At 75.7% G+C, this 20,880-nt stretch carries 13 protein-coding genes and 1 pseudogene; 7 read left to right on the forward strand and 7 right to left on the reverse strand.

Annotated features, from left to right (window positions below):
* Positions 1–192: 192 nt before the first annotated feature.
* Both ACWFNE_RS10000 and ACWFNE_RS10005 read right to left on the reverse strand, forming a co-directional pair.
* Positions 193–2,532, reverse strand: coding sequence for a hypothetical protein (locus ACWFNE_RS10000; protein WP_452122270.1), 2,340 nt, complete (start codon positions 2,530–2,532; stop codon positions 193–195).
* A 5-nt stretch (positions 2,533–2,537) separates the two neighbouring features.
* Positions 2,538–5,435, reverse strand: a complete 2,898-nt coding sequence (locus ACWFNE_RS10005) for an MMPL family transporter (RefSeq protein ID WP_452122271.1) — start codon at positions 5,433–5,435, stop codon at positions 2,538–2,540.
* A gap of 191 nt (positions 5,436–5,626) precedes the next feature.
* Between ACWFNE_RS10005 and ACWFNE_RS10010 the strand changes: the two genes are divergently transcribed.
* Together ACWFNE_RS10010 and ACWFNE_RS10015 are read left to right on the forward strand one after the other, a co-directional pair.
* Positions 5,627–6,295, forward strand: a complete 669-nt coding sequence (locus ACWFNE_RS10010; protein WP_452122272.1) for a TetR/AcrR family transcriptional regulator — start codon at positions 5,627–5,629, stop codon at positions 6,293–6,295.
* A gap of 1 nt (position 6,296) precedes the next feature.
* Entirely contained in the window at positions 6,297–7,004 is a 708-nt protein-coding gene (locus ACWFNE_RS10015) for a hypothetical protein (RefSeq protein ID WP_452122273.1), read from the forward strand.
* A gap of 157 nt (positions 7,005–7,161) precedes the next feature.
* On the opposite strand, the gene ACWFNE_RS10020 is transcribed toward ACWFNE_RS10015, so the two are convergent.
* The 3 genes from ACWFNE_RS10020 to ACWFNE_RS10030 form a co-directional block, all read right to left on the reverse strand.
* Complete coding sequence (locus tag ACWFNE_RS10020; protein WP_452122274.1) at positions 7,162–8,550, reverse strand: hypothetical protein; 1,389 nt, start codon at positions 8,548–8,550, stop codon at positions 7,162–7,164.
* Complete coding sequence (locus ACWFNE_RS10025) at positions 8,540–9,097, reverse strand: RNA polymerase sigma factor (protein ID WP_452122275.1); 558 nt, start codon at positions 9,095–9,097, stop codon at positions 8,540–8,542. The genes ACWFNE_RS10020 and ACWFNE_RS10025 overlap by 11 nt, the downstream gene beginning before the upstream one ends.
* A gap of 319 nt (positions 9,098–9,416) precedes the next feature.
* On the reverse strand, positions 9,417–10,952 hold the full coding sequence (locus tag ACWFNE_RS10030) for a DEAD/DEAH box helicase (RefSeq protein ID WP_452122276.1): 1,536 nt from the start codon (positions 10,950–10,952) through the stop codon (positions 9,417–9,419).
* A gap of 475 nt (positions 10,953–11,427) precedes the next feature.
* Here ACWFNE_RS10030 and ACWFNE_RS10035 point away from each other — a divergent pair.
* Positions 11,428–14,556 (forward strand): annotated as a pseudogene (locus ACWFNE_RS10035) (EAL domain-containing protein); the annotation flags it as partial.
* A 38-nt stretch (positions 14,557–14,594) separates the two neighbouring features.
* On the opposite strand, the gene ACWFNE_RS10040 reads toward ACWFNE_RS10035, so the two are convergent.
* Positions 14,595–15,275, reverse strand: coding sequence for a hypothetical protein (locus tag ACWFNE_RS10040; RefSeq protein WP_452122277.1), 681 nt, complete (start codon positions 15,273–15,275; stop codon positions 14,595–14,597).
* A gap of 147 nt (positions 15,276–15,422) precedes the next feature.
* Entirely contained in the window at positions 15,423–16,073 is a 651-nt protein-coding gene (locus tag ACWFNE_RS10045) for a PilZ domain-containing protein (protein WP_452122278.1), read from the reverse strand.
* Positions 16,074–16,390: 317 nt separating this feature from the next.
* Here ACWFNE_RS10045 and ACWFNE_RS10050 point away from each other — a divergent pair, with 317 nt between their 5' ends.
* From ACWFNE_RS10050 to ACWFNE_RS10065, 4 genes are all read left to right on the forward strand, one after another.
* The gene (locus tag ACWFNE_RS10050) at positions 16,391–18,421 is read left to right on the forward strand and encodes a putative bifunctional diguanylate cyclase/phosphodiesterase (RefSeq protein WP_452122279.1); all 2,031 of its coding nucleotides are present in this window, start codon (positions 16,391–16,393) and stop codon (positions 18,419–18,421) included.
* Between the two features lie 190 nt (positions 18,422–18,611).
* Complete coding sequence (locus ACWFNE_RS10055; protein ID WP_452122280.1) at positions 18,612–19,310, forward strand: TasA family protein; 699 nt, start codon at positions 18,612–18,614, stop codon at positions 19,308–19,310.
* Positions 19,307–20,494, forward strand: a complete 1,188-nt coding sequence (locus ACWFNE_RS10060; RefSeq protein ID WP_452122281.1) for a signal peptidase I — start codon at positions 19,307–19,309, stop codon at positions 20,492–20,494. The genes ACWFNE_RS10055 and ACWFNE_RS10060 overlap by 4 nt, the downstream gene beginning before the upstream one ends.
* On the forward strand, positions 20,475–20,840 hold the full coding sequence (locus tag ACWFNE_RS10065; protein ID WP_452122282.1) for a hypothetical protein: 366 nt from the start codon (positions 20,475–20,477) through the stop codon (positions 20,838–20,840). Before ACWFNE_RS10060 ends, ACWFNE_RS10065 begins: the two co-directional genes overlap by 20 nt.
* Positions 20,841–20,880 lie beyond the last annotated feature (40 nt).

The raw sequence follows: 20,880 nt of genomic DNA on the forward strand, positions 1-20,880 counted from the left end.
GGTCGACAGGTTACGCGGGACGGTCGCCGGGCCCGGTCGCCGTCTCGTCCGCCGGGGTCGCGGCGCAGGTCGGCGCTCGTCGCCCGGGCGCCTCCGGGCTCGTCAGGTGCGAGCGAGCCGCTGCCAGGTGGCGCTGCGGCCTGCACCGTCGACCTCGACGTCCGCGGGCGGGCGGCACGGCACCGCGGCACGTCACGCCGCCTGCACCCACCGCGCGAGCTGGCCGGCCGGGACCACCCGCCGCCGCGCGACCGCGGCGGTCGACGCCCCGAGCCCGACGAGCGTCCACACGAGCAGCGCCGCGATCGCGCCGCCCGCGCCGCCCTGACCCGTCACCACGCCCTGCAGCCCACCGAGCGCCGCGGAGAGCGGCAGCGCGGTGAACAGGTGCTCGACGAGCGGCGGGACCGTCGAGACGACCGCGCCCGCGAGCCCGACGACCGCGATCACGACGGCGACGAACCGCCCGACCCCGCCGAGCACCGCGACGAGGCCCTGGTTGACCGCGGCGAACGCGACGCCCGCGAGCACCGCGACCGCGAAGAAGGTCGCCCAGCCGCTCGGCGAGAGGTCGAGCGCGAACGCCATGATGCCGCCGACGGCGAGGCCCTGGACGGCGCCGACGAGCGCGCCCGGGGCGAACGCGCCGAGCGCGAGGCGGACCGACGAGCGCGTCGAGCCGAGCGAGCGGTGCGGCACGGCGGCGAGCACGACGAACGTCGCGAGCCCCCCGAGCCACAGCGCGAGCGCCGCGAGCCACGGCACGCTCGTGTCCCCGAACAGCGCCCCGTCGTCGGACCGGGCCGCGACGGGCGTGGCGACGACGTCCGCGAGCGACGACGCCTCCTCGTCGGTGTACGACGGCACCTGCTCGCCTGCCTGCCCGAGGCCCGACGCGAGCTCGCCTGCGCCCGAGGAGAGCTCGGTCGCGCCCGACGCGATCTGGCCGGCACCCGACGCGAGGTCACCGGCGCCCGACGCCGCGTCGTCGGCACCGGAGGCGAGCGCGCGCGCACCGCCCGCCGCGGTCCGGGCTCCTGCGGCGAGGTCACGGGCACCGCCGGCGGCCGTGCGGGCGCCCGACGCGAGCTGTGCCGCACCCTGGGCGGACTGGTCGAGGTAGTCGGCGAGCGTCCCGAGGCCCGACGCGGACGCGGTGACACCGCCGGCGAGGCCCCGCACGCCGGCGGCGAGCTGGGTGGTGCTGGTGGTGAGGGGCGGGGCGCCGTTCACGCCGCTCGACACGGCGGCGTCGAGCCTCGCGGCACCGACGCCGAGGCTGTCGATGCCGGAGACCAGCGTGGGGGCCCCGGACGGTCCCGTGGCGGCTCCGTCCACCTCGGCCTGCGTGACGGCCAGGAGTGCGTCGCACGTCCCGGGCACGTCGGCCGCGCACCCGGCGGCGAGGTCGCGCAGGTTCGTGAAGAGCGTCGTCGCACCGCCGCGGAGCGCGGTGGTCCCGGCACTGAGCCCCGAGACCCCTTCGGCGAGCCCACCCGGCCCACCGATCCCGGCCGCCAGCGCGTCGGCCCCCGCCGTGAGCTGCGCGACCTGCGGTGCCGACGCAGCCGCGGCCTGCGCCGACGCCCGGGTCTCCTGCGCGAGCCGCGACAGCCCGCTGGACAGGTCCCCGGCCCCCGTGGCGAGCTGCCCGACTCCCCCGGCGAGCTGACCTGCGCCGGTGCCGAGCGTCCCGATCCCGCCCGCGAGCCGGTCCGCACCCGCCCCGAGCGCCCCGACGCCGTCGGCGAGCGCGGTCGTGCCGTCGGCGACCTGCGTCGCGCCCGTGCCGAGCTGCCCGGCACCGGACGCGAGCTGGTCGGCGCCGGACGCGGCCTCCCCGAGCGAGTCGTGCAGCGTCGTGAAGCCGACGAGCACGTTGTCGAGGTACGTCGTCGTGAGCTGGCCGTTGAGCAGCCCGACGGCCGTGGTGGTGACGGCCTGCGCGACGGCTGCGTCGACGAGCCGCGAGCGCTCGCTCGTCGCGATGTCGATGCGCGCCTGCACGGCCTCGCCGGGCGCGCCGCCGAACGACGTGGCGGCGGCGGAGAAGTCCTCCGGGATCGTCACGACGGTGGCGTAGGTGCCGTCGGCGAGGCCCTCCTCGGCGTCGTCGGCGTCGGTCAGGACCCACGTGAAGTTGCCCGACGAGTCGGACCCGGAGACGTTCGCGACGCCCGTCGCGTCGGTCCCGTCGCCGGACGCCGCCGCGTCGCCCGCCGCGTTCCCGTCGGCGGCGACCTCGCCGTCCGCGGTGTCGTCCTCGCCGGACGCGCCGTCGGCGGTCACGAGCGCCGACGCGAGCTGGCGCCCGAGCGGGACGGTCTGCCCGTCGACCTCGACGGCCTGGTCCAGGTTGACGATCGCGGCCTGCATGCGGTCGAGCCGCTCGGTGGGCTTCCACAGCGCCCAGGTGAGCAGGCCGCCGACGACGAGCGGCACGAGGACGAGCCCGAGCACCGAGACCCAGGTCGCGCGGCCCGGCGTCCGGGCACGCTCGGGGCGCAGCAGCGTGGGAGAAGTGAGTGCCATGCGGATCAACGCACCTTCACGAGGTCGGGAGCGGCGGCGACGCGCACGGCGACGAGGCCGCCCGGCGTCTCGGGGAGCAGACCGTCGAGGTCGGCGGGGTCGAGGCAGCTGACGACGAGGGTGAGGCGGCGGCCGTCGACCCGTGCGCGGCGCAGCGCCTCCTCGACGCACGCGCGCACCTCGCGGCGCAGCACGGGGTCACCGACGGCGTCGAGGTCGTCGACCACCACGACGACCGCACGCGACGCGAACGCCTCACGCAGCTCGCCGACGGGGTCGGTGGCCCGGGCGAGCGACGCGACGGCGACGCGGCCGCGGATCGTCGCGGCGCGCTCGGGTGCGACGAGCCCGTCGACCTTGAGGACGCCGGCGTCGGCGTGCGCGCGGCCGGCGAGCGTCAGCAGCAGCGCGGTGCGGCCGCTGCGGTGCGGTCCGTGCACCACGAGCAGCCCGTCCTGCGGGACGCGCAGGTCGACGCCGGCGTAGATCGGCGTGCCGTCGGGGGCGTCGAGGCGCAGGCCGTGCGCGGCGACGGCGTCGGTCGCGCCGGGCTCGGGCCAGTCCGCGAGCGCGATCTCCCGCGTCAGCCCCTCGCCCTCGACGTCGAACGACGGCAGCAGGCGGTCGAGCCAGTGCGGCATGTGCCAGGCGCGGTCGCCGAGCAGGTGCAGGACGGCGGGCACGAGCGTCATGCGCACGACGAACGCGTCGACGAGCACCCCGACCGCGAGGCCGAGCGCGATGGGCTTGATGTTGACGTCACCCTCGGGCACGAACGCCGCGAAGACCGAGAACATGATGACCGCGGCGGCGGTGACGACCACGGCGGAGGCGACGAACCCGGACCGCACCGCCGCGCGCGCGTCACCCCCGTGCACGTAGTCCTCGCGCATCCGGGAGACGAGGAACACCTCGTAGTCCATGGCGAGCCCGAACAGCACGCCCATGAGCACGATCGGCATGAAGCTGATGACGGGCCCGAGCCGGCCGACGCCCAGCAGGTCCGCCCCGACGCCGTGCTCGAACACGAGCGCGACGACACCGAACGACGCCCCGACCGAGAGCAGGTACCCGAGGGTCGCCTTGAGCGGCACCCACAGCGACCGGAACACCATCGTGAGCAGCACGAACGAGAGCCCGACCACGAGGAGCCCGAACGGCACGAGCGCCGCACCGAGCCGCGCGGAGATGTCGATCCCGACCGCGGTGACACCGGTGACGGCGAGGTCGACGCCGTAGCGCTCCTGGAGGTCGTCGTGCGCGTCGCGGATCTCCTGCACGAGCGCCTTGGTCTCGTCGGAGTCCGGGCCGCCCTCGGGGATGACCTGGATGATGCCGGTGTCGGCGTTCTGGTTGGGCGTCGCGAGCGGGACCGCGGCGACGCCGTCCATCCCCTCGAGCTCGGCCTTGAGGTCCGCCATGAGCCCGAGCGGGTCGGTCGACCCGACGATGGTGCCGGTGACGATGAGCGGGCCGTTGTGCCCGGGCCCGAAGTGCTCGGTCAGCAGGTCGTACGTCTCGCGCGCCGGGGTGCCCTCGGGCTCCGACCCGGCGTCGGGCAGCGCGAGGCGCAGGTCGAGCGCGGGCACTGCGAGCGCGCCGAGCCCGAGCACGACGAGCACGACGGTGAGGGCCGGGAGGCGCGTCACGGCGCGCACCCAGCCGGCGAAGAAGCGGTTCTCGGCCACGGGCGCGGCGACGGGGTCGGACGCGTGAACGCCGGCCGCGCCCGGGGCGGACGCGTGAGCCCCGGCCCCGACGAGGGCGGACGCGTGGGCCCCGGCCGCGTCGTCGGCTGCCGCGGGTCCACTGCCTGCCGCCCGCCGGTCGCGCTGCTCCGCCCGCTCCGCACGCCCGGCGGCGCGGCGCTCGGCCCGGTGTCCCGGCCGCAGCCGCTCCCCCGCGAAACCGAGCAGCGCGGGCGTCAGGGTCAGTGCGATGACGACCGCGACGCCGACCGCGCACGCCGCGGCGACGCCCATGGTCGTGAGGAACGGGATGCGCGCGACCGCGAGCCCGACGAGCGCGATCATCACGGTCAGCCCCGCGAACACGACGGCGGACCCGGCGGTCGCGAGCGCGCGCGCCGCGGACTCCTCGGGGTCCATCCCGGCCTTCAGCTGGCCCTGGTGCCGCGAGATGATGAACAGCGCGTAGTCGATCCCGACGGCGAGCCCGAGCATGAGCGCGAGCAGCGGGGTGGTCGAGGAGATGGGCGCGACGATCGTCGCGAGGTAGATGCCGGCCATCGAGAGCGCGACGCCGAGCAGCGCGGTCAGCAGCGGCATCCCGGCGGCGAGGAACGACCCGAAGGTGAGCACGAGCACGACGAGCGCGACGATCACGCCGAGCGCCTCGGTGAGCGACGCGTGCGGCACGCCGCCCGCGAACAGCTCGCCGCCGAGCGCCGCCTCGGAGCCGGGGGGCAGCGCGTCCGCGAGTGCCGTCTCGACGTCCTCGAGCGCGGTCAGCGTGCCCGCGGAGACGGACTCGCTCGACCCGTCCATCTGCACCACGAGCACGAGCGCCCGGCGGTCGTCGGACACCGAGCCGGTGACGTCGGTCCCGTAGGGGTCGGCGACCGCAGCGACGCCGTCGACGTCCCCGAGCACCTCGACCGCGTCGCCGACGGGCTGCGCGACGGCGGGGTCGTCGACGTCCGACCCCTCGGGGGCGACCACGACGTAGCGCGCGGAGGTGCCGCTGACCTGGGGGAAGGTGCGGCTGAGCTGGTCGAGCGCCTCGCCGGCCTCGGTCCCGGGAATCGAGAAGGTGTTGTCGGTGCCCTGGTTGAACAGGGCGGCGCCGGCTCCGGCGAGCAGGACGATCACGAGCCACAGGGCGGCGACCCGGCGGCGGGCGCGGTAGACGTCCCGTCCGAGCCGGTACAGGTACGAGGACACGAGGGCCTCCGGGGAAGGCAGCCTGTCGGCTGGGTCGGCGTGGTGGTGACGAGGTGTCAGGTCGCGCGATACGCCACTGTATCCGATACAGGAGCGTATCCGATACAGTGGTGCATCACCGACCGGATCACCCGCCGACCCGGCAGGACCACCCGTCGCGGTTCGTTAGGGTCCAGCCAGAAGGAGGTGCCGTGGCCACCAGCACGCCCGAGCGACCCGTCGTCGCCACCTCCGGGACCCCGCGTCGCGGCCGCACGCGGGAGCGCCTGCTCGACGCGGCCTACGAGGTCTTCGCCGAGAACGGCGTCCACGCCGCGAGCATCGAGCAGGTCTGCGAGCGCGCCGGCTTCACCCGCGGCGCGTTCTACTCGAACTTCACCACCAAGGAGGAGCTGTTCTTCGCGCTCATGGAGCGTGAGCACAGCCTCCGGCTCACAGCGCTCGACGAGCGGGTCGACGCCCTGCTGCCGACCGTCGACCTCACGGGCGACCTCGACGAGAACGTCATCGGCGACCTCATCCTGGAGTTCCTCGTCGGCCCGTTCGACAACCGGACGTGGACGCTCGTCTCCAGCGAGTTCCTGCTGCTCGCGATGCGCGACCCCGCCGTCGCCGCCGACTACCTCGCCTACGAGGACCGCTTCGAGGCGTCGCTCGTGCCGATCGTGCAGCGCGCGATCGACAGCGCCGGACGCGAGCTCGTGCTCGACCCCCGCGCGGCCGTCCGGATGCTGTGCGCCGTCCAGGTCGACGCCGAGCAGAGCGCCGTCCTCGGCGGGACCGCCGGCGACGAGCGCGACGTCCCCCGCCTCGCGCTCGCCCGCGCGCTGCTCGTCGTGACCCGCCCGAAGACCGCCTGACGTGGACGGCACGCTCGGGGACATCGCCTGGCAGCTCGTCGGCCTCGCCCTCGGGCTCGTCGTGCTCGCGCTGCACCGGCGGTACGTCCGCCGCCGGCTCGACGCCGGGGAGTGGAGGCGCTTCGACGGGTGGGTGCGCGGCGACGACCCCTACCCGCAGCGGTTCCGCCGCGTGCACGTCGTCGTGAGCGACGGCGTCCCCCACCTGACCGGGCGCGGCGGGTTCGCGCAGTCCCCGGGCCGCCTGGACGTCGAGGGCGACCGGCCCTCGGGGCTCCGCGAGCGCGTGGGCGACGCGCACGTGCTGCTGACGCGCGACCCGGACGGCCGGCGCGTCGAGATCGCCCTGCGCCAGCCGGACTCCGTCCTGCTGCGTGAGGCGCTCGCCCGCGTCCCGGTCGACCGCTCCGCCGCCCCGGGCCTCGTCGACCTCGACGCCCGCCGCCGGCGCACCGCCGACCCGGCGGTGCCGCTGCGCCCGCCCGGCGCCGGCGAGCGTCTCGCCTGGGCGATCGCCGGGCTGCTGCCGCTCGGCGTCGCGTGGCTGTGGGTCGACGGCGAGACCCCGGGGAGCAGCACGCGCACGCTCGTCATGCTCGCTGTCGCGGCCGTGGCCCTCGTCGTCGCACTCGTCGTCGGGGCGCGCCGCCGGGCCCGCTCGCACCGCCCGCTCGCGGACGTCGGCGCTCCGCCCTCGGCGTTCCGGTAGGGCGGTCGCGGGGAGGGGCGCGACCCGGGCGGCCGAGGCCGGCGTGCGGACGGCTCGCGCTCCTGGACCCGGACCGCCCGACCGGGGAGCTCCACGACCGGCACGGGCGCATCGCGTACTGCGCCGGGGGTGCGTCGCACTCCCGGCGTCCGGACCGTCAGCCGCACTCGTACACGACGCTCGCCGCGTCCGTCCGCAGCCGGAGCTGCCACTGCCCGCCCGGGGCCTCCACCGCGTACAGGGCGCGGGACGCCAGGAACGCCTCGTCGGTCGCGTAGGGGTAGCCGGCTGCGGCGCCGGTGAGCCACTCGTAGGTGGTCTCGTCGACGTTCGTGGACCACTCCTCCTGCCAGTCCCGCACGAGCCGCGACACGTCGTTGCCCCCCTCGACCGGCAGATGCACGCGCACGCCGTCCGGCGTCCGGCCGGCCGGACGCCACCCGGCCGGGTCGTGCTGGTCCTCGACTGAGAACGACCCGCCCGTGCACAGGTGCGAGAGGGCGCCGATCGTGTGCGGCGTCCCGGGGCGCGGCGCCGGCGGGGGCGTCGTGCCGTCGTCCCAGGTGATCGCGGCGTGGTCACCTCCCGGCGCGTCCGCGGGGTCGAGCACGAACACCGACCCGAGCGGCGTCTGCACGCCGTACGACAGGTTCGTGAAGCCGGGCGGCCCGTCCGGACGCGTCACCTCGACGACCTGGAGCGCACCGAGGTCACGCAGGACCCGCACCGGCGGCGCGCCGTCGAGGAACGCGTCGCGTGTGCCGAACACCTGCCACGGGGCGCTCGCGCGCGCGAGGGAGTGCGTGGTCGTCAGCGTCCAGCCTCCGGGGAGCGCGAGGTGCTGCGGCAGCGTGAGCGAGTCGTAGAACGTCTCCGGGTCGTGCGTGCTCCACCCCAGCTCCATCCGCTCGGCGCACGGGTCGCCGGCGCGCGCGCTCGGGCAGGAGACCGTCCGCGCGCCGGCCGCGTCGACCTCGAAGACGGCGACGACCATCGCCCCGCCGTGCTCCATCATCGACAGGTCGACCGCCGAGTAGATCTGCGCGTCGCCGCGGTGGCCCACGTGGTAGACGGTCCACGTGAACGGATCGGGCGACAGCATCGCCTGGACGTCGGGCGGGGCGGGGACGACCCCGGTCCACACCTCGCCCGTCCTCGGCGCCGCGATCCGCGCGACCACGGTCGCGTCGTCGATCTGCTCCGCACGGGTCACGGGACCCGCGTCGGGAGCGGGGACCTCGGCGGCGGGGGTCGGCGCGAGCGTCGGCGCGGGGGTGGGCGTCGGGCTCGGGGAGCTCGAAACCGACGGGCTCGGCACGGACGTCACGGCAGGCGCCGGCGCGTCGCGGTCGATCCCGAACCACACGGTCGTGCCGACGACGGCGACGGCCGCGACGCCCAGGAACGTCTCACCCGCGTGCCGTACCGCCCGGCGCCGGCGCACGGCACCGCGCACGCGTGCGAGCACCGCGGCCTCGGGCTCCTCGACCGCGCGGGCGAGGGCGTCCTCGGTGCGGGCCAGCAGGTCGTCCAGGTCACCGCTCATGGTGCGCCTCCTTCTCCGGCACGAGCGTGACCGTCGCCGTGACGGTCGGTGCGGTGGTCGTGCCGAGGGCGGCGCCGAGGCGCGCGAGCCCGTCGGCGGTGTAGCGCTTGACGGCGCCCTGGCTCACGCGGAGCAGGTCGGCGGTCTCCTGCACCGAGAGGTCCTCCATCTGCCGCAGGACGACGCACGCGCGCTCGCGCGGGCTCAGGGTTCCCAGGGCCCGGAGCACGTCCGCGCCCGGCCCGCGCTCCTCCACGACGGTCGCCCCTGGGAGGGACTGGGAGCCCGCACGTTCGAGCGCCCGCGACTCACGTCCGCGCCGGCGGGACGCGTCGACCGCACGCGAGACGATCGCCCGGCGGACGTAGGCCTCGGCCTGCGGGAGGGAGGCGAACCGGGCGCGGCCCGAGAACGCGGAGATGAGGGCCTCCTGCACGAGGTCCTGCGCGTCGGCCGACCCTCCGGCCACGAGTGTCGCGTGCGCGACCAGACGCGGGTAGCGCTCACGCACCACCTGGTCCAGCAGCGTCTCCCACGGTCTGGGCACCGGTCCTCCCCTCACGGCTCGTACACAGAGAACGCCCGGCGGCCACGTCGAGGTTGGGGTGAGGACGGCGACGCCGGCGGGGAGGCGGGGCCGAGGTCGGGGTCGACGCGAACCGTCGAGGTCTCCTCCCGGCACTCTCGCGCACGGTCAGCCGCGTGGCTACACCCGGGTCGGCGTGCAGGCGCGCGTCCCGGTCGGTCGGCGTGCAGGCGCGCGTCCCGGTCGGCCTGGCCAGGGACAGGCGCCGCGGTCGTCGGCACGCACGACCGAGGCCGCCGACACCAGGTGTCGGCGGCCTCAGGTGGAGCGGGGGTGCGCGTCAGCGCGAGCGGCGGTTCCCGGCCATCGACATCGCGACCGCGCCGCTCGTCGCGCCGCCGGTCGAGGTCGAGTACACCGAGGTGCTGCCGCCGCCGCGACGGGCGCCGCCACCGGCACGGGCCGGGCGGGCCGGCTGACCGCCGCGCGACGAGCCGCCACCCTGGCTGCGGCCGCCGGCCGACGCCGGGGCGCCACCCTGGCCGCCCGTCGAGGCACCGGCACCGCGACCGCGACCGCCGCCGCCCGCGCCACCACCGGCACCACGGCGACGACCGTTGCCGCCACCGGCGGGACGCGAGTCGCTCCCCCTCGACTGACGAGGCTGACCCGGCGCCGGGGTGATCCCGAGCGACGCCGCCGTCGGCGTCACGAGCGCGGCGACCTCGCCGACGAGCTCGGCGACGACACGCGAGCCCGGACGGGTCGGCTGCGGCTGGACGTTGATCTTGGCCTGCCGGGTCAGCGTGCGGACGTCGCCGGCCTGCTCGGGGAGCATGACGGTCACGACGACACCCTCGGACCCGGCGCGAGCGGTGCGGCCGGAGCGGTGCAGGTACGCCTTGTGCTCGGCCGGCGGGTCGACGTGCACGACGAGCTCGACGTCGTCGACGTGGATGCCGCGCGCCGCGATGTCGGTCGCGACGAGCACGCGCACCGAGCCGCTCGAGAACGCCTCGAGGTTGCGCTCGCGCGCCGGCTGGCTGAGGTTGCCGTGCAGATCGACGGCGGGGATGCCCGCGCTCGTGAGCTGCTTGGCGAGCTTCTTCGCCTGGTGCTTGGTGCGCATGAACAGCACGCGGCGCCCGGTGCCCGAGGCGAGCTCCTGCACGACGAGGCGCTTGGCCTCGGCGTCCGGGACGGCGAGCACGTGGTGCGTCATCTTCGCGACCGGGGACTCCGCGGAGTCGACCGAGTGCGTGAGGGGGTTGCTCAGGTAGCGCTTGACGAGCTGGTCGACGCCGTTGTCCAGCGTGGCCGAGAAGAGCATGCGCTGACCGCGCTTGGGCGTCTGGTCCATGATCCGCTTGACGCCCGGCAGGAACCCGAGGTCGGCCATGTGGTCGGCCTCGTCGAGCACGGTGATCTCGACGCCGTCGAGCGTGAGGCAGCGCTGCTTGAGCAGGTCCTCGAGGCGACCGGGGCACGCGACGAGGATGTCGATGCCGCCGTTGAGCGCGCTGACCTGACGGCTCTGGGAGACGCCGCCGAAGATCGTCGTGATGCTGAGGCGCTCGGCGCGGGCCAGCGGCTCGAGCGTCGCGGTGATCTGCGTGGCGAGCTCGCGCGTCGGGGCCAGGATCAGGCCACGGGGGCGGGCGGCGCGGCGCGCTCCGGTCGACGCCGCGAGGCGGGCGACCATCGGCAGCGCGAACGCGAGCGTCTTGCCCGAGCCCGTGCGGCCGCGGCCCAGGACGTCGCGGCCCTGGAGCGTGTCCGGGAGGGTCGCGGTCTGGATCGGGAACGGGGCGGTGATGCCCTGCGCGGTGAGGGCGGAGACGAGGGACTCGGGCACGCCGAGAGCAGAGAAGGTCATGAGGGGGCGCCTTTCCGGCGGTGGAGGAGGTCGGGGCTCGCGGCGGCTCTGCGGGGTTTCGACTGCTCGAGACCCGCCGGTGCTCCACGACGTCGGACGCGCTGGTTGCGCGCATCGCACCACCCAGTGTGCCTCATGCGGGCCGTTTACGTGCGTGTCTGTCGCGTCACGTACGCCACACGGGGTCGCACGACGCCGCCGAAGGGTGAACCCGGCGGACCGTCCACCAGCCGGGCAGGTCGGCGGCGCCCGACTCGTCAGGATCTGCGCCGGCCGGCCGATGGGACGGCTGCACCGCGGCACGACGCGGGCGCCCGCGACCCGGAGGAGAGCCGTGACCACCCCGAACGCCGTCCTGGTGCTCTCGCAGTGGGCCACGGGCGACTACTTCGGCGAGGTGCTCGCCGGCGTGACGCGGGAGCTCGGCCGCACCGGGCGCCGCGTCGTCGTCGCGCAGACCCTCGACGCCGGGCTGATGAACGACGACGCCGTGGAGCCGCCGCCGTTCACGGCACGGTTCGCGTGGGACCACGTCGACTCGGTCGTCTCCGTCTCCGCCGCCGTCCCGCGCGCGTACCTCGAGGAGGTGCGCGCCGCGGGCAAGGCCGTGACGCTCACGAGCAACCGCATCCCGGGGTTCGACGCGCCCGTCGCGATGCCCGACAACGCGCAGGGCACCCGCGACGCGGTGCGCCACCTCGCGGAGCACGGCCACACCCGCATCGGCTTCGTCGGCTGCCTCGCCCAGCCCGACATGGTCGAGCGGTACGACGCGTACGTCGCCGCCGTCGAGGAGCTCGGGCTCGTCGCCGACCCCGCGCACTTCTACCCCGTCGCCAACAACGTCGAGCACGGCGGCGCACAGGCCGCGGCGGTGTTCCTTGCGTCCGGCGACCGGCCGACCGGCCTCATGTTCGCGACCGACCGCAACGCGCTCGGCTTCGTCCCGGCCGTCGTCGCCGCCGGGGTGAGCGTCCCGCGCGACCTCGCCGTCGTCGGCTTCGACAACGTCGAGGCCGGCGCGTTCACGAGCCCGACGCTCACGACCGTCAACCAGCGCTTCGACAGCATCGGGGCGCTCGCGGGGCGCCTCCTGCTCGACGAGCTGCGCGGCGGCAGCCCCGAGCCGGCCGGCCACGCGCCGCCCTCGCAGGTCGTCGCGCGCGCGTCGTGCGGGTGCGCCGCGACCGACGACCTCCCGCGGTGCGAACGGGTCAGCCCCGCCGAGGCCCTCGAGGCCCTCGAGTCGCGGCTCAACGCGGTGCTCGTCGCGGGCTCACCGCTCGTCGACGCGCGGTACGCGGTGCAGGCCACGCTCGACGCGCTCGCGACGGTGGTCGACCAGGTCGTCGCGACCGGGGAGCGCCCCGACCACGACCGCGTCGCCGCGGTGCTCGGGCCGCTGTCCGCGCACGTCCACCGGCCCGAGGTCCTCCAGCGGGTCGACGACGCGCTCACGCGCTACGTGCAGGACCGGGTCGGGGCACTCGACGGGCCGGGCTCCGCGGTGCGGGGGCTCGTCGAGAGCATCGGGAGCCGCGCGTCCGCCGCACTCTGGCGGATCCAGACGAGCCTCTACGTCGGCCGCGTCGACGAGCTCCGCAGCGCGAACCAGGAGCAGTACGAGATCGGCATGGGCCTGCTCGGGCACGGCACCGACGACCCGGGTCGCCTGCGCTGGCTCGCGAGCTCGCACGTGCGCGTCGGGGTGCTCGCGCGCTGGCGTGACGGGCGGCTCGTCGTCGAGGGGCTGCACGACCCCTCCGGTGTCGTGCGCTCCGTGCGGGTCGGCGACGCGGTGCGCGCCGAGCAGTTCCCGCCCGCCGAGCTCGTCGGCGCGGCGGACGCGAGCCGCGGCGAGGTCACCTACCTCATGCCGGTCCGGGCGAACGGCACCGACTGGGGCACGCTCGCCGTCGTCGGCCCCATCGACACGTCCGCGGGCCGCGACACCTACAACCACTGGGCCGCGCTGCTGTGCGCGGCGTTCGAGCAGGAGCAGCTCACCGAGACGCTGCGCACGTCCGAGGAGCGGTACGCGCTGCTGGCCCGGGCCATGAACGAGGGCCTGTGGGAGTGGGACCCGCAGAGCGGCGAGATGTCGTTCTCGGACCGCTGCTCCGACCTCCTCGGGCTCCCCGCCGAGCAGCGCGCCGGCCAGGTCGACATGCCGGCCCTCTGGTTCCAGGGCGTGCACCCGGAGGACCGGGAGCGGTTCCGCGCCGAGCTCCTCCGGGTCGTCGACGGCACGCTCCCGCACGCCGAGATCGAGTACCGGTTCCGCGGCCCGGACCGCGAGGGCTACCGCTGGATGCTCGCGCGTGCGATGCCCGTGACGAGCCGCGGCATGCTCGGGCAGGCCCGGACGATCCTCGGCTCGCTCACCGACATCGACGACCGCAAGCAGCTCGAGGAGGAGCTGCGCCGCAACGCCCTGTACGACGCCGCGACCGGCCTGCCGAACCGGCGGATGTTCCTGGAGCGGCTCACCACGAGCGTCGAGCGGTGGGTCGAGGCGCAGGTGCCGTTCGCCGTGGTGTTCCTCGACCTCGACCGGTTCAAGGTCGTCAACGACTCCCTCGGCCACCAGGTCGGCGACCAGCTGCTGCGTGCGGTCAGCGAGCGCATCCGGTCCGTGCTGCGCCCGCAGGACACCGCGGCCCGCTTCGGCGGCGACGAGTTCGCGGTGCTGCTCGACAGCATCGACCCCGAGCAGGTCCCCCGCGTCGCCCGCCGCATCCAGCAGAGCCTCGCGCGGCCGGTCGAGATCGACGGGCACGCGCTGTGGGTCACCGCGAGCCTCGGCATCGCGTCGTCGGCCGTGAGCTACGAGCGGGCAGAGGACGTGCTGCGCGACGCGGACACCGCGATGTACCACGCCAAGTCGCACGAGCCCGGCACGCTGTCCTACTTCGACGCCGCGATGCACGACGAGGCCGTCCACCACGTCCGGCTCCAGGCCGAGGTCCAGCAGGCCCTCGACGAGGAGCAGTTCGCCGTGCACTACCAGCCGATCGTCGACCTCGCGGCGGGCCACGTGCACCGCTTCGAGGCGCTCGTGCGGTGGGCCCACCCGACGCGCGGGCTGCTCGGGCCGGGTGAGTTCCTGCCGCTCATGGAGGAGACCGGGCTCGTCGTGCGGCTCGGGCGCTGGATCCTCGAGGACGTGTGCCGGCAGGTGGCGCAGTGGCGCGAGACCTACGAGGGCCCCGTCAACGTCAGCGTCAACATCTCGGACCGCGAGTTCTGGCACGCGGGCCTCGTCGAGCACGTCCTGGCGTGCCTGCGCCGCTGGGGCCTCGACGCGACCTCCCTGACGCTCGAGGTCACCGAGGGCGTCATCATGCGGCGCCCCGAGCTCGCGCACCACCTCATGGACCAGATGCACGCCGCCGGGCTGCGCCTGCACATCGACGACTTCGGGGCCGGGCACTCGTCCCTGCAGACCGTGCACCGCTACCCGGTCGACGCGCTCAAGATCGACCGGTCCTTCGTGAGCCAGATCCTCGAGGGCAGCCAGAGCCGCGAGCTCGTCAAGGCCATCATCGCGATGGGCAGCGCGCTCGGGCTCGAGGTCATCGCCGAGGGCATCGAGACGGTCGGTCAGCTCGAGGCGCTGCGCGAGGTCGGGTGCGCGAGCGGTCAGGGGTTCCTGTTCGACCGGGCCGTGCCCGGCGACCGTGCCGCGGAGCTGCTGGGGCGCTCGCTCGTCGAGGAGGTCGAGGACGCGGCGCCCCGGCGCACCAGCACGACGCCCGCGAGGACCGACCCGAGGCCGTCGGCCACGAGGTCCCCGATCGTGTCGGCCTCGCTCACGTAGATCGACTCGTCGAGGTACGTGTGGCCGAGCCACTCGCTGATCTCCCACAGCACGCCGAGCGCGAGACCGAGCCCGACGGTGAGCAGGACGACGCCGGCACGCTGCGCGCGCGTCGTGGCGTCGGCGGGGTGCAGCGCCGCGCCGAGCCGCACGACCGCGAGGTAGGCGACGGCCGCGACGAGCCCGGTGACGACGAGGTGCACGGCGAGGTCCCACCACGCGACGGCCTCGTACACGTCGAGGATCCCGCTCCACGCGGCGACGAGCAGCCCGGTGCCGTACGCGACGTCGAGCCCGCCCGGTACGCGCAGCAGGCGCGGGACCACGAGCCCGCCGAGCACGAGCAGCATGAGCGCGACGGCGACAGCGTCGAACGTCAGCGCCACGAGCACGCTGAGCACGCCCGCGACGCGCACGACGTCGGCCGGGACCCAGCGGCGCTGCTGGTCCGGCGGCGCGGAGCGGTCGGGCGGCGCGGAGCGGTCGGGCGGGGCGGGCTGCACCCGCGTCACTGTAGGTCGGGCGCCGGGCCGGGGCACGTGGTGCGGCCGACTCTGCCCGTCCGGGCCGCGCACCGCGCCGAGCGGTCGCTCACGCGGCTCGCCCGGCGACCACCGCGGCCGGAGCGGGGGCTCGTCGTCGCGACGCCGTCAGATGCGCAGGCGCTCGCGGCGCTGGGCGCCCTGGGTGCGCATGACGTAGCCGAACAGCGCGTCGGCCTCGCGCGCGGTCGTGCCCTCGAACCGGCACCCGTAGTGCATGCCGGTGCGGGACTCCTGGACCCGCACGACGACGGCCGCGAGCAGGAACGGCTGGTCGAGCTCGGGGAACTCGAAGCGGATCACGCTGCCGACGGGCACGGTGTCGCGCGCGAGGACGCGCATGCCGTGCGCGCTGATGTCGAGGACGGTGAAGTCGAGCCCGTGGTCGCCGCCGGGGTGCGGAGCGCGGTCGGCCTCGTCGAGCCCGTCGAGGAAGACCTCGGCGGGTCGGGTGACGACGCCGTGGCACGGCACGGACGTGCGGACGCGGGCGACCTCGCGCTTCTGCAGGGTCGCGACGAGGTCGAGGTCGGCGACGTCGACCTGGTCGCCGGAGACGCGCGAGACGAACCCGGCGTACAGGCACTCGCCGCGGACCTCGTCGAGCACCTGGACGGTCACGTCGCGACCGGCGGCGAGCCCGCGCACGATGTCCTCGGAGCCGACGGTCAGCGTGTCCCCGTCGAACGTGCGCACGAAGCCGACGACGGTCACGTCGTCGTCCGCCGCGCGGACCGTGCAGGGGGAGAGCTCGTGCATCGGGTGTCCGTCCATGGACGCGGCCGCAGGGGCCGCAGTGAGGCTGTTCCTCCGTCCGACGCTACCCGCGGTACCGGGCACGGGCTGCGGCCGACGGGGTGAAAGCGCGGGGCCGCGCCGGGTGAACCCGGACGTCCGTCCAGGGAACGGCGCGTCACATGAGGAGAATCTCACAATTGTCCCTTCCGCTCCCCTACTGTGTGCCACGAGCCCCGCCCCCCGGGGCTCGTGCGTCCCCCGCCGCCCCGTCCCGCCCCCGCGAGGTCACCCTGCCTCCCGCCCGTCGCCGCTGGTCCCTGACCCGGTACTTCGCCGTCGTGAGCGTGCTCGCCATGCTCGCGCTCGGGACGACCCTCGTGGTGACGATCTCCGGTGTCCTGCAGCGCCAGGCGCTGCGCGACGGCGTCGACGCCGCCCAGACCGTCGCGGTCTACGCGGGGCGTGCGGTCGACGCGGAGTCCTTCACGCTCGCGCTGCTCGGCCCGGACCAGCGGGCCCGCCTCGAGGACGAGCTCGCGGGCTACGAGGGCCGCCTCGTCTCGCTGCGCCTCTGGACGCTCGACGGCAACCTGCTCTACGACTCCGAGAGCGCCTCGACCGGCTTCCCCGACGGCGACCGGCTCGACGCCGCGACCCGCAAGGCCACGCCCGACGCGCGGGTCGTCACCGACGTCCGGGGCGGCGCGCTCGGCGGCACGCAGCGCGAGGTCCTGTCGGTCTACACCCCGATGACCGTCGAGGGGCAGGTCCTCGGTGCCGCCGAGGTCGTGCTCGACCACACGGCGACGACCGCGGCGCTGCGCGACGGGAGCCGCACCGTCACCGTCGTCGTCGTCGCGGGCCTCGTGATCCTGTGGCTCCTGCTGTTCCGGACCGTCCTGACCGCGTCCCGCCGGCTGCAGAGCTCCGCGCTCGACAACGCGCGCCTCGCGCTCCTCGACTCCCTCACCGGCCTGCCCAACCGCCGGCTCCTCGCCGACCGCCTCGGCCGGTCCATCGAGCGCGCCCACGAGGACGGCACCCGCGTCGGTCTCGTGCTGCTCGACGTCGACCGGTTCAAGGACATCAACGACTCGCTCGGGCACGACCGCGGCGACGAGCTGCTCGAGCAGGTCGCGGCCCGGCTGCGCGACGTGCTGCGCGACGAGGACCTCGTGGCGCGCCTGGGCGGCGACGAGTTCGCGGTGCTGCTGCCCGAGGTGCACAGCGTCGAGGACGCGGAGCGGCTCGCCCAGCGGGTGCGCGGGGTGTTCGCGGCGCCGTTCGTGCTCGGCGAGCTGCCGTTGCACGTCGAGACGTCCATCGGCGTCGCGTGCCTGCCCGAGCACGCCGACGACGCGACGTCGCTCATGCGGATGGCCGACGTCGCGATGTACACGGCGAAGGCGCACCGCCTGGGCGTCGCGGTGTACTCGCCCGACGAGGACGACTCCTCCCCCGCGCGGCTCGTGCTGCTCGGCGACCTGCACCGTGCGCTCGGCGCGCGCAGCACCGGGCGCCCGGGGACGCGCGGCGGGCCTGCGCCGGACGCGGGTGGCACGGGCGCCGACGGGCACGCCGAGCTCGAGCTGCACTACCAGCCGAAGGTCGACCTGCGGACCGGGCTCACCGCGGGCTACGAGGCGCTGATCCGCTGGCGCCACCCCACGCGCGGGCTCCTGCCGCCCGACCTGTTCGTGCCCCTCGCGGAGCAGTCCGGCCTCATCCACGAGCTCACCCGGTTCGCGCTCACGGCCGCCGTCTCCCAGCTCGCACAGTGGCAGCGCCAGGGACGCACGACGCCGGTCGCCGTCAACCTCTCGGCGCACGACGTCACGTCCCCCACCGTCGTCCTGCTCATCGAGGACCTGCTGCTCGAGCACGACGTCCCGGCCGAGCTGCTCGAGGTCGAGATCACCGAGACCGCGCTGGTCACCGAGCCGTCGCGCATCGTCCCGGTGCTCGAGCGCCTGTCCGCGCTCGGCGTGCAGGTCGCGATCGACGACTTCGGCATCGGCAACACGTCGATCTCCCAGCTCCTCGACCTGCCCGTCGACCACCTCAAGATCGACCGCCGCTTCGTGACCGGGCTGACCGCGTCGAGCCTCCCGTCGAGCGGGCGCGGGTCGGGCGTCGTCGTCAAGGCGATGGTCGACCTCGCGCACTCGTTCGGGCTGACGGTCGTCGCCGAGGGCGTCGAGGACGCGGCGACCGCCGAGATGCTGCGGAGCCTCGACGTCGACCAGGCGCAGGGCTACCACTACGCCCAGGCGCTGCCCGCCGACGAGCTCCCCGACCCGGCGCCGACATCAGTGTCGACCGCCGTCGTCGAGGTCCACAGCCCCGCGCGCCCGGTGGCGTCCGTGTAGCCCGGGGGACTGCCGAACCGGCGCACACCGGCCCAGGACCGGCCGCAACGGCCCAGACCGCCCGATCCCCGCACGAAGTCGTGCAGACACGCTCAAGTCGCCCGAGCGGCCTGCCGATGTCCCCCCGGACCCCCACCCGGGACCCCGCACCGCGCGCGGCCCCACCTCGATGAAAGGCACCCCGAGACCGATGGACGAGCTCCTCATGGAGATGGTCGACCCCCGCCCCCAGCGCCACGACGCCGCCCGACGCCGGCGGCTCGTCTCGACGGTCGTGATCCTCGGCCTCGCCGGGGTCGGCGTGACCGCCCTGACGACGGCGGCCCTGTTCACCGACAACGAGGCGGTCGCCGGCAACGGCATCACGACCGGCACGATCGACCTCGCCGCGTCGGCCCCCGACTTCGTGGTGCCGAGCGGGGGGCTCGCGCCGGGGGACGCGGTGCTCGCCGAGGTCACGGTCCGCAACGGCGGCTCGCTGCGCTACCGGTACGCGGTCCGCTACCAGGCCAGCGACGTCGACACCGCCTCCGGCACCGCGGACCACGCGCCCGACGCCGAGGCCACGCAGGCGCGCCTGTCCGCGCAGCTCCAGCTCCGCCTCTACGCCGGGGTCACGTGCACGCGCGCCGGGACGGACGCCGCCGAGCCGCTCGCCCGCGCCGGCCACGTCGACGGCGCGGGCGCGCTCGCGACCGACGGGTGGACCCGCCTGCTGGGCGACCCGACGAGCCTCGCGCAGCCCGGCGACCGGGACCTGCCCTCGCAGGAGTCGGAGACGCTGTGCGTGCGCCTCGACCTCGCGCAGGACGCGGGCAACGAGTACCAGGACACGTCCAGCTCGATCTCGCTGCGGTTCGACGCGGAGCAGACGACCAACAACTCGTGAGCACGACGACCCGGCCGTTCGGAGCGACCGCGCCCGCCGACGAGCCCGTCGGCGGGTCGCGGGGTTCCGGCGTGCCCCGGGTCGGCCCTCCGTCGTTCCCCACGCCGCGGCTGACGTCGGCGCCCGGTCCCGGGCCCGGCTCTGCGCCCGCCCCGGCGCCGACGTCCGCTCCCGCGCCGACGCCCGCTCCCGCGTTCCGGCCGGGCGCCCGGGGGCCGCGTCCACCGGGTCACGCGCGGGCTCGCCAGCCGGGGCTCTCGCCGCTGCTCCCGCGAGCGGCCGCTCCGGGCGGCACGCGCGCCCGGCCCACCACCGCGAGCACCCCGGCCATCGGGCTCGAGGCGGTCGAGTCGGCGGCCCGTGCGCAGGAGCTCGCGGGCGGCTCCTGGGTCCCCGGCGCCGCCCGGACGCGGACGGCCGCGCGCTGGTTCCCCACCGTCACCCGCGCGGTGCGTGCCGTCGGTCGGCCCCGCACCGCGCGGGGGCCCGCCCCGCACCGGGCGCAGTGGACGCCGGCCAACCTCGCACGCGTGCCGCGCAGCTGGCGCGGGCGCCTCGTCGCGGCGGTCGCGTGGCTCGTCGTGGTGGTGTGCGCGACGGCGTACGCGGTGTCGCTGCTCGTGCCGCTGTGGTTCCAGCTGCACGACCAGCGCGTGCTCATCGTGACGTCCGGCTCGATGTCCGGGACCGCGGCGGGCGGCTTCGACGCCGGCGACGCGGTCATCATGCGGCGCATCACGGACCCGTCGCAGCTGCGGGTCGGTCAGGTCGTGTCGTTCTGGCCGCCGGGCTCGGACGCGCTCGTGACGCACCGCATCGTCGCGCTGCACTACCTGCCGGTGCTGCGCCAGGACGAGGCGACGGGCCGCATGCTGCCGACGCGCGACCCGGTGACCGGCGAGCTCGTCGAGCGCCCGTTCATCGTGACGAAGGGCGACGCCAACCCCGCGCCCGACCCCGACGCGACGCCGCTCTCCCGCGTCCGCGGCGTGGTGCTCGACGTGTACCCGGGCTGGGGGTGGGTGCTCGCGTGGGCCCGCTCCGCCGAGGGCCGGTTCGCGATGCTCGTGCCGCCGCTCGTCGCGCTCGCCGTCATGGAGGTCCAGTCGCTGCTCGACAGCCGGCGGGCCCCCCGCCCACCGCGGCACCGAGGGAGGGCGCAGGATGACCTCCTCCTCGGCTGACCCCCGTCCCGCGACGGTCGCGCACCCGCCCGCCGGCGACCCGCCCCACCACGGGGACGCCGTCGACGCCCGGGGCCGGGTGCTGCGCCTCGTCGTCGCGGCGCTCGTCACGGCCGGGGCGCTGCTCGGCGTGCCGGCCACCGCGCCCGGCTCGACGTCCGCCGTCTTCACCGACACCGAGACGGTGGTCGCGACCGTCCGGACGGTCCCGGACTTCGACGCCCCGCGCACCCCGCCCGCACCCGTCACCACCGCGACGCCGACGCCCACCCCGACGTCCACGCCGGCGCCCGACCCGGCCTCCCGGGAGGACCTCCGGGCTCCGCGCGACGGCCGCGGCCGCTGACGCGCGCGTCGCGCCCGAGCCAGGCCGCTGACCTGCGAGT

The organism is Cellulomonas sp. NPDC055163 (assembly GCF_053607065.1).

Bases quoted from the DNA above. Each gene is read 5' to 3' on its own strand.
- ACWFNE_RS10000 (WP_452122270.1), bottom strand. From the start codon at position 2,532: ATGGCACTCACTTCTCCCACGCTGCTGCGCCCCGAGCGTGCCCGGACG.
- ACWFNE_RS10020 (WP_452122274.1), bottom strand. From the start codon at position 8,550: ATGAGCGGTGACCTGGACGACCTGCTGGCCCGCACCGAGGACGCCCTC.
- ACWFNE_RS10030 (WP_452122276.1), bottom strand. From the start codon at position 10,952: ATGACCTTCTCTGCTCTCGGCGTGCCCGAGTCCCTCGTCTCCGCCCTC.
- ACWFNE_RS10045 (WP_452122278.1), bottom strand. From the start codon at position 16,073: ATGCACGAGCTCTCCCCCTGCACGGTCCGCGCGGCGGACGACGACGTG.
- ACWFNE_RS10055 (WP_452122280.1), top strand. From the start codon at position 18,612: ATGGACGAGCTCCTCATGGAGATGGTCGACCCCCGCCCCCAGCGCCAC.
- ACWFNE_RS10065 (WP_452122282.1), top strand. From the start codon at position 20,475: ATGACCTCCTCCTCGGCTGACCCCCGTCCCGCGACGGTCGCGCACCCG.